11 protein-coding genes are annotated in these 12,234 nt (G+C 27.5%); 6 read left to right on the top strand and 5 right to left on the bottom strand.

The annotated features are described in order from the left end of the window. Positions 1 to 235 precede the first annotated feature (235 nt). The 3 genes from IC214_RS08615 to IC214_RS08605 all read right to left on the bottom strand — a co-directional run bounded on the left by IC214_RS08615 (position 236) and on the right by IC214_RS08605 (position 1,946). On the bottom strand, positions 236 to 436 hold the full coding sequence (locus tag IC214_RS08615) for a cold-shock protein (protein WP_227433218.1): 201 nt from the start codon (positions 434 to 436) through the stop codon (positions 236 to 238). Between the two features lie 392 nt (positions 437 to 828). After that, positions 829 to 1,095 carry a DUF3795 domain-containing protein gene (locus tag IC214_RS08610; RefSeq protein ID WP_227866501.1) on the bottom strand — a complete coding sequence of 89 codons (267 nt, stop codon included), beginning with the start codon at positions 1,093 to 1,095 and terminating at the stop codon, positions 829 to 831. A gap of 41 nt (positions 1,096 to 1,136) precedes the next feature. Continuing rightward, entirely contained in the window at positions 1,137 to 1,946 is an 810-nt protein-coding gene (locus IC214_RS08605; protein ID WP_227866500.1) for a helix-turn-helix transcriptional regulator, read from the bottom strand. Positions 1,947 to 2,257: 311 nt separating this feature from the next. Between IC214_RS08605 and IC214_RS08600 the strand changes: the two genes are divergently transcribed. Continuing rightward, a complete protein-coding gene (locus tag IC214_RS08600) occupies positions 2,258 to 2,539 on the top strand; it encodes a hypothetical protein (protein WP_227866499.1) in 282 nt (93 codons plus the stop codon). A gap of 302 nt (positions 2,540 to 2,841) precedes the next feature. Next, complete coding sequence (locus IC214_RS08595) at positions 2,842 to 5,748, top strand: EAL domain-containing protein (RefSeq protein ID WP_227866498.1); 2,907 nt, start codon at positions 2,842 to 2,844, stop codon at positions 5,746 to 5,748. Positions 5,749 to 5,897: 149 nt separating this feature from the next. Here the strand turns inward: IC214_RS08595 and IC214_RS08590 are convergent, their stop codons facing one another. Further along, a complete protein-coding gene (locus tag IC214_RS08590; RefSeq protein WP_227433222.1) occupies positions 5,898 to 7,517 on the bottom strand; it encodes a Na/Pi cotransporter family protein in 1,620 nt (539 codons plus the stop codon). A 313-nt stretch (positions 7,518 to 7,830) separates the two neighbouring features. After that, positions 7,831 to 8,571 (bottom strand): helix-turn-helix transcriptional regulator, encoded by a 741-nt coding sequence (locus tag IC214_RS08585; RefSeq protein WP_227433223.1) that lies wholly within the window; start codon positions 8,569 to 8,571, stop codon positions 7,831 to 7,833. A gap of 148 nt (positions 8,572 to 8,719) precedes the next feature. On the opposite strand from IC214_RS08585, the gene IC214_RS08580 reads away from it, so the two are divergent. The 4 genes from IC214_RS08580 to IC214_RS08565 all read left to right on the top strand — a co-directional run bounded on the left by IC214_RS08580 (position 8,720) and on the right by IC214_RS08565 (position 12,221). After that, positions 8,720 to 9,469, top strand: a complete 750-nt coding sequence (locus tag IC214_RS08580; protein ID WP_227433224.1) for an AAA family ATPase — start codon at positions 8,720 to 8,722, stop codon at positions 9,467 to 9,469. Between the two features lie 64 nt (positions 9,470 to 9,533). After that, the gene (locus tag IC214_RS08575) at positions 9,534 to 10,430 is read left to right on the top strand and encodes an ABC transporter substrate-binding protein (RefSeq protein ID WP_227433225.1); all 897 of its coding nucleotides are present in this window, start codon (positions 9,534 to 9,536) and stop codon (positions 10,428 to 10,430) included. 16 nt (positions 10,431 to 10,446) lie between these two features. Continuing rightward, a complete protein-coding gene (locus IC214_RS08570) occupies positions 10,447 to 11,427 on the top strand; it encodes a FecCD family ABC transporter permease (RefSeq protein WP_227433226.1) in 981 nt (326 codons plus the stop codon). Further along, a complete protein-coding gene (locus IC214_RS08565; RefSeq protein WP_227831060.1) occupies positions 11,427 to 12,221 on the top strand; it encodes an ABC transporter ATP-binding protein in 795 nt (264 codons plus the stop codon). The genes IC214_RS08570 and IC214_RS08565 overlap by 1 nt, the downstream gene beginning before the upstream one ends. The last annotated feature ends 13 nt before the right edge of the window (positions 12,222 to 12,234 follow it).

Raw genomic sequence — 12,234 nt, 5'->3', positions numbered from 1 at the left:
AAAAATATTTATATATGAAATAAAAATCTAATAGAGCTAATCTATTGGATTTTTTATATATAATATACTATATATCTTTACTGAAATAACCCTTATTTATGAAGAGTATTTTATATTTAGGAGAGGGATTTTTTTATTTGTCCAAATAATATTATTTACTTAATTAATAATTATATTGTATATTACCAATAAAAAAAGACTCTTAAAAGAGTCTTTTCCGAAAAAATCTATATAATTATAATATAGTTATGTTTTCTGCTTGCTGACCTCTAGCACCTTTAACTATATCAAAGCTTACTTTTTGACCTTCTTCTAATGATTTAAATCCTGAAGTTTGTATAGCTGAGAAATGAGCAAATACATCATCTCCACCTTCTACTGTTATAAAACCAAATCCTTTTTCGTTGTTAAACCATTTCACTATTCCATTATTCATTAAAAATACTCCTATTAACCTATATCAAGATATACTTGATTTAATTGTGTATTACCACAAATACTATTATATCATAGATTAATACAAATGTCTACTTAATTGTAATTTTTAGTTAACATTTTTTGCTTATGCTTAACCATAAAAAATTGAAAAGCTTTGTGTTACTATATATTGGTGTAAATGCAGATAAAATACTTTACTAACATTTAATTGACATAAATATTAAAATATAAAATTAAGAGATTTAAAAATCAATGTTTATTTGTGAAAAAAATAGATAGCTATTATTTTATATTGAATAATAGCTATCTATCTTAGAGAATATACAATTATGTATTAAGGTATTAATATTTTAATTTATATACAATATAAAATATATAAATATGATACTATTATAAAGCTAGAGAAGCCCATTTTTCACATTGAGAAATTCTTTTTCCATCATCACCTTGTTTTTTATCATATGCAAATTGAGTTAATATTTCACATGGAAATGTGTCACATAGGCCACAATGTGTAAGATTTTTATTCTCACAACATGATTTTACAGGACATTCTTCAGACCAAAAAGGTTTATCAATATTTGTACATCCAGCGCAATTTACATCTTCCTTATACTTACATTCACAACACAAAATTCCACATCTTGATTCTAGCATTTTAAATCCTCCTCAAATATAAACTTTAATATAATCATATGTTAAAATTTATATTTCTCATTGTAAAAATCAGACAAATTTTTTATATAGGTTGTTGGATTAACACCACAAATAGATTTAAAATCATTTATAAAGTGAGATTGGTCATAATAACCTATATTTTGAGCTAAAGTTGTAAATGATATATTATTACTTTGTATTTCTTGTAGTACTGTATTTATACGTAATAATCTAAGGTATGTCTTAACACTCATACCAAGAGAATTATTAAAAATCCTATTTAAATGGCGTTCACTATAACAACTAATTTGAGCAATATTTTTAACAGACATAATAGAGTTTTGTTTCCTAGCATCTATAAGAATTGGTATTGTTAAATCTTTTATATTAGATTTAAATAAGTACGATAAAAATAACCTATCGAATTGTTCAATGAGTTCTTTAAGAGTATTGGACTTTTCAAAGATAGAATTAGTTTCGAAATCAAGTTGAGTGTTAAAGTCTTTAACAGGGATTATTAAATCGGCTGATTCTATCTGAGGAAAACCTGTTAAATAGTATACTCCACATGGAAGAAATTCAACAAATACTCTAGATAGTACATTTTCTATATCATTTTTTACAATAATAGTTTTTGTTGTAGCACCCCAAAATTTGCTAGTTATACCTTTTTTACTAAATTCAAATACGATACATCCACTGGCATCAGGTATCAATGTCAGGTTTTCTATAGAATTTTTATCTGGAAAAGTTATTGTATAGTGAGCTATATATGGTCTTAATAATTTGTGTGGTGAAATATATATATCATGATTGTGATTTTTTAGCATGTTTTTAATTTTTTCTATCATAAGTATATCCCCCTGATACTATTTAGTGATAAATAGATTAGTTTAATTTTAGTATTTTATGTAATAAAATATTCTGATAAAAAAGTTTCATTGAGAGTATAAAGTATATAGAATAATTATAAAATAAAGTCTAAAAATGTACAATTATTAAAAAAAATATATGCACTCATGAAACTTGTATATTAGATAGAGTTAGGTATAAACTAAACACAGAAAATAATGGTGTTACTTTTATAATAGATACATATAAAGATATTTTTAAGAATAAAATTTATTATTAAATAAAAAATAAGGGAGAGTGATTTAATAGAATGGCATCAAAACAAATACCAAGAAATAATTTAGAAAAGTTTTTAAGAATAAGAGTTCTATCACATACAGGCGACAAAATACATATAAAATTACCTGTAAATTTTGCAAAGAGAATGATTGAAAACAATGCTTTAGATTTATTTAATGGAAAAGATGATGTAGTTGATGGTAAAAAAGTTACTGAAATACTAGTTAAGGCATTTGACTATGATTTAACTGGAGAAGTGGTTCATCTAGAAAGAAAAAATGGGGATATTGTTAAAGTATCAATTGTGCAATAAAATTAATTTATAGGAATTTCAATTTGATGTAATTATAAAAAGATTATATAAAAAATGAATTATTTTACCATGTTAAAAGCTATATAAATTTGTTATTTTGCAAATTTATATAGCTTTTTAAGTATTCTTATTATGTGTGATAGATATAAAAAAATAGTATGTTTATATAAGTTAAGTTTTCTGTATTCTCACTAGTAATATATATTTTAGAAGTATTTTGAAAGTTAAACAATTGGCAGTATATTCTATTTTTCTATTGAAAATGATATAATATAGCTACTAAGAGGGAGGAGGACAAAATTTTGAAGTTAAAAACCTATCAATTGATTCTGATTGTTTGTATGATTTTTCTTTCTTTTCCAATAAAAATTAACTCTGCTTCAGATAGGGTTCCAGTTAAAGTCGGGTATTATGATGATGGCGATTATATGAGTCGAAATGAAAATGGAGAGTATATAGGATTTAATTTTGAATACTTACAAGAAATTACTAAGTACACTAACTGGAAATATGAAATAGTAGATTGTAAAAGTTGGGAAAATGCTCTTGAAATGTTAAAATCAGGTGAGATAGATGTTCTTCCTAGTGTCTATTATACAAAAGAACGTACAAAAGAAATGCTTTTTCCAACACTACCAATGTGTAATATCTATACAACTTTAAATGTAAAAGTGGATGATACTCGTTATGATTATGAGGATTTTGATTCATTTCAGGATATGAAAGTAGGTGTTATTAGTAATAGTAAGGATGCTGAAAACTTTAAAGAATATTGTAAAACAAATGATTTTGAAGTTAAAATTATATCTTATAAAGAAACAGATGATTTATTAAGAGATTTAAAAAATGGAAATCTTGATGGTGTTGCTATAACACATCTTGGTCGGACTAGTACATTTAAAAGTGTAGCACAATTTTCTCCAGAGCCACTCTATACTGTGGTTTCAAATAAGAAACTGGATTTATTATCTCAACTGAATTCTGCTTTGAATACATTGACACTTAGGAATTCAAGTTATGAAACAAAATTATATAATAAATATTTTTCTATAAGTACTGCTCAGAAGCCAGTATTTACAAAAGATGAGCAAGAATATATACAACAATCTGGTGAAATTTCAGCTGTTTATGATTCTACAAAGATACCACTAGAATATGGTGATTCAAAAACAGGTGAGTTTTCTGGTGTGGTTGCTGATTTATTTAAGGAAATTACAAATAACACTGGTTTAAAATTTAGATTTGTTTCTGCAAAAAGTTATAGTGAAGCACTTCAAGTATCAAAAGATTCTAGAATATCTATAGTTTGTGGTATGGAAAACGATTATATTAACAACCAAAAAAACAATATAAGAACAACGCAGTATTATTTACGTGCTCCAGTAGTTTTAGTTAGTGGAGAAAAAGAAAATGAAATTAAAAAAGTGGCAGCTGTAAATGGTTCTTTAATTGGACAAAATATTACTGAAGATGGGAAACTAGATAGAACTATAGAGTATTATAATTCTCCAAAAGAATGTTTTGAGGCTGTATTAAAGGATAAAGTGGATGCTGTTTATGTAAATACATATATTGCAGATTATCTATTGTCCAATCCTCGTTATGAAAAATTTTCTGTTTCGACCTTGACAAACTATGCAGAAGAAATAAGTATTGGTATTTCTGATTCTGCAGATTCGAGGTTATTTTCTATACTAGATAAATGTATTCAATATATGTCAACAGAACAAATGGACAGAATAATTTTAAAAAATACGATAATTCAATATGATATAACTTGGCAAGATATTATCCACCAGCATCCAATGGCAATTATTGGAGGCGTTATTATAGTATCAGCTATTATTATTATACTTTTGAGTTTTCTACTTTTATTAAAGTCAAAAAATAATAAACGTATTGAGAGTTTGTTATACCGAGATAGTCTTACAGGAATTTGGAATTTAAATAAATTTTGTAAAGAAGCTATTAAGAGTTTAAGAAGTGCAGAAAGTGGTTCATATGTGATTGTTTATTTAGATATAAAACAATTTCGAATGATTAATGACACTTTAGGTTTTTCAGAAGGAGATGAAATACTTTGTGCACTAGCTAAAGCTTTACAAGATTCTGTATCTTTTGAAGAATCTTGTGCTCGCGTTTCTGCAGACCAATTTGTTATGTTATTAAAATACGATAGTTGGGAGTGCTTAGAAGAACGTCTCTTCAAGATTGATAATCAATTAAATGGTTGGGTAGAAAAAATGAGAAAAACTTACCAACTTATTCTTGTATTTGGTGTATATATGGTAGATGAAGTTGAAAAACATGATATATCTCTCATGCTTGACCTAGCAAATTATGCAAGAAGAAATACAGAAATAACTCACAAAAGTTGTGTTGTACTTTATGATATGACTATGAGAGATGAAGGGTTACATCAAAGAAACTTAACAGATAGAATGCAAATAGCCTTAGAACATGGAGAGTTTGTTCCATACTTTCAACCAAAAGTAGATATGAATACAAATAAATTGGTAGGAAGTGAAGCATTGGTAAGATGGAATTATCCACATAAAGGTATAATAAGTCCTGCAAAATTCATTCCTTATTTTGAAAAAAATGGATTTGTGGTAGAAATTGACTTTTATATCTATGAAGAAGTCTGCAAAATGTTAAAGAGATGGATGGATTTGGGATTAAATATTAGTCCAGTATCCTGTAATTTTTCCAGAATTCATTTTAATAATGAAAGCTTCTCAGAAAAATTGATAGAAATAGCGGATTCCTATAAAATACCTCACAAATACCTTGAAATAGAAGTCACAGAAAGTATTTTTGTTGAAAATCTCAATCAGATTTTGAGTCATTTTAATCAACTAAGAGAATCAGAATTTCCTATTTCTATAGATGATTTTGGTTCTGGATATTCCTCTCTTGGCTTATTACAACAATTTTCTGTTGATATAATTAAGTTGGACCGTACATTTATACAAAAAGGAATGCATGGTAGTCGTGAACAAGCTGTCGTGCGTGGAGTGGTAAATATGGCAAAAGAATTAAATATGAAAGTTATATGTGAAGGGGTAGAAAGTATAGAACAAGTGAGAATACTAAAAAAAATTGGATGTTATTTGGCACAAGGATATTTTTATGCAAAGCCAATGCCACAAGATGATTTTGAGCAATTATTAAAAAATCCTGTGCTTAAAATTAAATCAAATGTTTAAGGTACTCGTTTATTATATAAGAGAAAAAGAAAAATACCTATTCTAAATTTATATTAACTAAATTGAAAAAGCTATAAATAATAGAATTATTATTTATAGCTTTTTATTATATTAAGTAGTTAATTAAAATTAAATACAAATTGTAGTCATTATATTTTCTGTTTAAGTTTTAAAACTTGTTTTACTATATTTGTTGAATGGTCAGAAATTCTTTCTAAGTTAGTAAGTAAGTCAAGGTAAAGTACACCAGCATCAATTGTACAACTACCATTATTTAATCTAATCATATGAGAATTTCTAAAAGTTTTTTCTAAGTAATTTACTTCATTTTCAACTTCTAAAACTTTGTTTGCTAATTCAAAATCTTTTACATCTAAAACTACTAAAGCATCCTTAAAGTTAGTCATAGTTTTATTGTATATTTCATAGATTTCTTTTATTGCACTATCAGAAAAGTTAACATTCATTTCTTTAACAGTCATAGCCAACTCAGCTATATTTTCAGCATGGTCAGATACTCTTTCGATATCATTTACTGTATTGAAAAGTAAATCTGTTCTAAATCGTTCATCATCTCTGAGTGGTTCTTTAGAAAGTTTTAACAAGTAATTTAATATATCTTTTTGCAATTTATTAACAACTTTTTCAGACTCAAAAGTTTTCTTAATATCCTCACTACTTTTATTTAAAAAACCTGCAATTGAATGTTCTAAAGAGTTTGTAGCTTTATGGCCCATTCTAACAACTTCTTGTACAGTATTACCAAGTGCTATAGATGGAGTACTAAACATTCTTTCATCTAAGTACTTAGTATTGTTTACAATTTCTGACTCAGTTTCCTTAATAGGTATAAGTTTATTTGCTAATTTAACTATGTATTTAGAAAATGGCAATAATATTATAACATTTGTAAGATTAAATAAAGTATGTGCATTTGCTATTTGTCTAGCTGTGTCAGTTGGGTCAAAATGAGTAACTATTGCTGATATAGGTTTATTTAAGACAAGCATAAATATTATTGTACCAATGACATTAAAGCTTAAATGCATTACAGCTGCACGTCTAGCATTTCTATTTGCACCAACACTTGATAAAAGTGAAGTAACACAAGTACCAATATTATCTCCATAAAGTATAGGTAAAGCAGCTGATAGAGGAAGTATTCCTTGAGAAGCTAAAGCTATTAGCATACCCATAGAAGCACTTGAACTTTGTATGATACCAGTGATTGCAAATCCTGCTAATATACCAAGGATAGGATTTTTACTAAAATATAAGAGTGTATCAGTAAATCCCTTATACTCAGCAAGTGGAGCTACTGCATCTTTCATAAATTCCATACCTGTAAATAATATACCAAAACCAATAAGTATTTCAGCTAAGTGTTTTGTTTTTTGATTTGATGTAAATAAATAAAATACTATACCTATACCTAATGCAATTGGGGCTATTCCTTCAAGATTAAATGAAACTAATTGGGCAGTAACAGTAGTACCTATATTTGCACCCATTATTACACCAATGGCTTGACTTAGATTCATTATTCCTGCATTTACAAACCCTACAACCATTACAGTAGTAGCACTTGAACTTTGTATGATACCTGTAACAACTGTACCCACCAATACACCCATAACAACATTACTTGTTAAGAGTTCGATGATTTTCTTTAATTTGTCTCCTGCCGATTTTTGTAAACCTTCTCCCATTAAACTCATTCCATAAAGAAAAAGTCCAAGTCCACCGATAAGACTAACTGCTATATTCACGATATTTCCTCCCTTAAGAAATTAATAAATTTTTTATATGAATTATAAACTTTATTAACTAAAATTTATCGTTTCCATAATATAGAATAACAAATTTTGTCAATTTAAATATTAACGTTTTGTTAAGTATAGGTTAAGAGAATGTTAAATCTTTAAGTTGTTGTTAATTTGAGAAAACTTATATCATATAGTAATTTAAATACTTAAGGTGATATTTAGCATATTTTGGATAAAGTCAACTTAACAAAGAATTAACTGTTTTCGTCAAAATATTTATAATTAAAAAATATCATCCTTTGCAGAATGATATTTTTTAATTATAAATATTTTTATATTCAATTGGTGTAAGGTTGTTGAACTTTTTAAAAACCATACTATAATAATTTTGGCTATTGAACCCAACAAATACAGCAACATCTAAAATAGACATGTCTTCTCGAAGCAAATATTTTTTACTTTTTTCGACTCGAACCTTATTGAGAAAGTTAGTAAATGTATATCCACTTTCTTTTTTAAATAGGGAGCAAAAATAACTTTTATTAAGTTGTAAATCATTACATATATCACTTACTGTTATATCCTCTGAGTAGTTTTTATGAATATAATCGATAGTTTTTTTTACATAAAAACTAAGAGCTGGTTTGTGTTTCATTTTATCATTACATATTTCTGATAAAAGATTTGATATATAATCTACACATGATAGAGGCTTAAATGGTATATCAGAAAACTCAATATCATTATTAATGCATGATTTAAAAGGCCCTATAACAAAATAGCCACTAGAAATATCAAATTTATGTATTGGCATAATTAAAAATTGTATGTCATTGCAAAAACTTAACATTATATAGGATAAGTTTTTATTAGATATAAAATCTGTGCTTTTTATATTATTGAATATGTTTAAACTTGAAAAGTATATTTCTAGTTTATCACTGTAGCCAACACTACAAAGTTCTTTTAAATCCTTATTAATCACTTTTGTTGGGATATTACAACAGTCAAAAAAATCATTAATGATAAGTTCTATATCATCTTTAAAACATTTCAAAAAATCACCTCATTTAAATTTATACAAATATTTTTATAAAAAAACAAATATAGTTAAGAATTTAAAAAACATATCGCGTAAAATAGTTATTGCGAATGATAATTAATTTCGTTAAATAATATTATGATGTAAGAGAGGTAAAAAGTCAATGAAAAAAATAGCTATTTATGGGAAGGGAGGAATTGGAAAATCAACAACAACTTCCAATTTATCTGCATCACTTTCTCATTTAGGATATAAGGTTATGCAAATAGGATGTGACCCTAAATCAGATTCTACTAAAAATTTAATGAAAGGAAAATTTATACCAACAGTTCTCAATGTAATGAAAGAGAAGAAAGATGATTTAAAACTTGAAGACATAGTATTTGAAGGATATGGTGGAGTATTATGTATTGAAGCAGGAGGCCCAACTCCAGGAGTAGGTTGCGCTGGAAGAGGCATAATAGCGGCCTTTGAAAAATTAGAAGAATTAAAGGCGTTTGAAATATATAATCCAGATGTAGTAATTTACGATGTACTTGGAGACGTTGTTTGTGGAGGATTTTCAATGCCAATAAGAAATGGATTTGCAAATGAAGTGTATATAGTAACTTCTGGAGAAATGATGTCAATGTATGCTGCTAGTAATATATCTTTAGCTGTAGAGCAATTTAAAAATAGAGGATATGCTTCTTTAAAAGGACTCATATTAAACGCTAAAAATGTTGAGAATGAAATAGAATTAGTTGAAAAATTGGCTGATGAAATAAAAAGTAAAGTTTTTCACTATATCCCAAGAAATAAAATCATGCAACAGTCTGAGAATAATGGAAGAACCGTTATAGAAGAAGATAAAGATGATGAAATGTCACAAGTATATATAGAACTTGCAAATAAGATTATGCAAAGTAACTAGATAAATATAAGATTAAAATAGAAAATACAGATTTAAAATAAAGTTTATTATGGAGGAAATTTTTATGAAATTTAAAAAGATATGTTCAGTATTTTTACTTAGTGCATTAATATTAACAGGATGCTCAAAACCATCAAATGATGAGTCTGCAAATAAGGAGTCAAATAACAACGTAAAAGTTGTTTCAGCCACAGTAGCAGCAACACAAGTACTAGATAAATTAGATGCTACTTTAGTAGGTATTCCAACGACTAAATCTGAATTGCCAGAAAAATATAAAAATCTACCAGAAGTAGGACAAGCTATGAATCCTGACTTAGAAATTGTAGCATCTCTTGAGCCAGATGTATTTATAGTTGATAGTATGTTTAAAGAAAATGTTGAGAAGAGTATGAAAGAATATAACCTAGATACATTCTATTTTGAAACTGGAACATACACAAAGTTTCTTAAAAGTATAGAAAATTTAGGTAATAAAATAAATAAACAAGATGAAGCAGAAAAACTTATAAAAGAGCTAAAAGGAGTAGAAGAATTGGTCGTAGAAAAATCAAAAAAACAGGATAAAAAACCAAGAGTAGCTATTTTATTTGGTGGTGGAAATAGTTTTATGCTAGCTACAAAGAGCTCATATCTTGGTGATTTGGTTAAAACAGTAGGTGCTGAAAATATAGCTGATAACTTAACAGATAGTGTGGATTCAGATTATATACAATTTAGCTTAGAACAAATTATAAAAGAAAATCCAGATTACATACTTAGATTTGCACATGGGAATATAGAAGAGACTAAAAAAGCATTTGATGATTCTTTTGATAAAAATCCTGCATGGGCTACATTGAATGCAGTGAAAAATGGAAAAGTTATAGATTTAGACTCAAGTATATTTAATGTATCAGCAAATATACATGTCAAAGATTCAATAAATAAACTGGGAGATATCTTATATGGAGATAAATAGATTTTAGGTGAATAATATGGATAATAAAAAAGTCTTATTGATATTTACAGGGTTGATAACTGTAATTATTTTATTAATTGTTTTTTCTACTGTAGGGAGTGTAAATTTAAGTATTGGGGAAATATTTGATGCATTGATAAATGAAAATAATACAATGGTTACTACAATAGTTTATAAAATGAGGTTGCCTAGAAATATTTTAGCAGCGTTAGTTGGTGCAAATCTAGCAGTTTCAGGATTATTGTTACAAGCTGTTATGAAAAATCCATTAGCAGACCCTGGTATAACAGGTATATCTACAGGAGCAAGTGTAGCTGCTATTATAATATTGCTTTTATTTCCACAATATACAAGTATGTTACCAATAGTTGCTTTTATAGGAGGACTCATATCTTGTGGAGTAGTATATTTGATGGCGTATAAAAATGGGCTTAGACCAGAGCGAATTATACTAGCTGGAGTCGCTGTAAACACTATATTAGGTGGTGTTATATCGTATTTATCAACTATGTATAGTGAAAGAATTCAAAGTGCAATGTTGTGGTTAAACGGAAGTTTAGCCACAAAGACTTGGTTAGATGTAAATATGCTAATATGGTATTCTGTTATAGGATTGATAGGAGCAATTTTACTTATCAGAAGTACAAATGTACTGCAACTAGGAGATGACGCAGCTACAAATCTTGGCTTCAATGTAAATAAAAGTAGGTTTCTAATCTCATTAGTAGCTATATTTTTAGCAGGTGTTTCTACCTCCATAGTTGGTGTCATCAGCTTTGTGGGCCTTATAGTACCACATATAACTCGTATGTTGCTTGGTAGTGACCATAAATATACGATACCATTTAGTATAGTACTAGGGAGTATAGTATTATTAATTGCAGATACATTAGCAAGAACAATAGGAGGCTCTATAGAGATTCCAGTAGGCGTTATTATGTCTATAATAGGGGGTCCATTCTTCTTATATTTATTAAGAAAGAGAGGCGGTTATTAATGTTCAATGTAAAAAATGTCAAAATAGGTTATGAAGATAAGATTATCATAGACAATCTGAGTGTGAGCATTAAGGAAAAAGAAGTAGTTTCTATATTAGGTCCAAATGGTTCAGGAAAATCTACGCTACTTAAATCCTTATCTAGAATTTTGAAAATTAAACAGGGTGACATATATATTGGTAAGAAAAATATGAAAGTCATGAGTAATAAAGAAATTTCGAGGAAAGTGGCATTATTAGCTCAACATAATGCCTCCTTAAAGGATATAAAAGTAAAGGATTTAATATATTATGGAAGAGTACCACATAAAGGTTTTTTTGAAAGTAAAAATAAAAATGATGAAGAGATAGTAAATTGGGCAATGAGAAATACAGGTCTTGAAGCATATAAAGATAAATTGGTAAGCAATTTATCTGGAGGAGAAAGACAAAGAGTATGGTTAGCGATGGCACTTTGTCAAAAGCCAGATATACTTTTATTAGATGAACCTACAACATATTTAGATATATCTCATCAATTAGAACTAATGGAACTTGTAAAAGATATAAATAAAAAATTTGGAATGACTATAATTATGGTTCTACATGATATAAATCAAGCGAGCAAATACAGTGACAGACTTATTATTATGAATAATGGTGCTATAGTAGCGGATGGCCATCCTAATAACGTAATAAGTGAAGAAATAATAAAAGATGTTTATAAGGTAAAATGTGATATAGATATAGACCCAATTAGCAAAAAGCCTAGGATTCATCCAATAATGTTATGTAGAAGAACTAGTAGTATATAAAGTTTTAACATTT

Origin of the sequence: Clostridioides sp. ES-S-0190-01, from assembly GCF_020658275.1 — a bacterium.
In the GTDB taxonomy this organism is placed as follows: Bacteria; Bacillota; Clostridia; order Peptostreptococcales; family Peptostreptococcaceae; genus Clostridioides.
Note: the sequence above shows the minus strand (reverse complement) of the source record. Positions and strands in the feature narration are given on the sequence as shown.

Bases quoted from the DNA above. Each gene is read 5' to 3' on its own strand.
- IC214_RS08610 (WP_227866501.1), bottom strand. From the start codon at position 1,095: ATGCTAGAATCAAGATGTGGAATTTTGTGTTGTGAATGTAAGTATAAG.
- IC214_RS08580 (WP_227433224.1), top strand. From the start codon at position 8,720: ATGAAAAAAATAGCTATTTATGGGAAGGGAGGAATTGGAAAATCAACA.
- IC214_RS08600 (WP_227866499.1), top strand. From the start codon at position 2,258: ATGGCATCAAAACAAATACCAAGAAATAATTTAGAAAAGTTTTTAAGA.
- IC214_RS08605 (WP_227866500.1), bottom strand. From the start codon at position 1,946: ATGATAGAAAAAATTAAAAACATGCTAAAAAATCACAATCATGATATA.
- IC214_RS08575 (WP_227433225.1), top strand. From the start codon at position 9,534: ATGAAATTTAAAAAGATATGTTCAGTATTTTTACTTAGTGCATTAATA.
- IC214_RS08565 (WP_227831060.1), top strand. From the start codon at position 11,427: ATGTTCAATGTAAAAAATGTCAAAATAGGTTATGAAGATAAGATTATC.
- IC214_RS08570 (WP_227433226.1), top strand. From the start codon at position 10,447: ATGGATAATAAAAAAGTCTTATTGATATTTACAGGGTTGATAACTGTA.
- IC214_RS08615 (WP_227433218.1), bottom strand. From the start codon at position 436: ATGAATAATGGAATAGTGAAATGGTTTAACAACGAAAAAGGATTTGGT.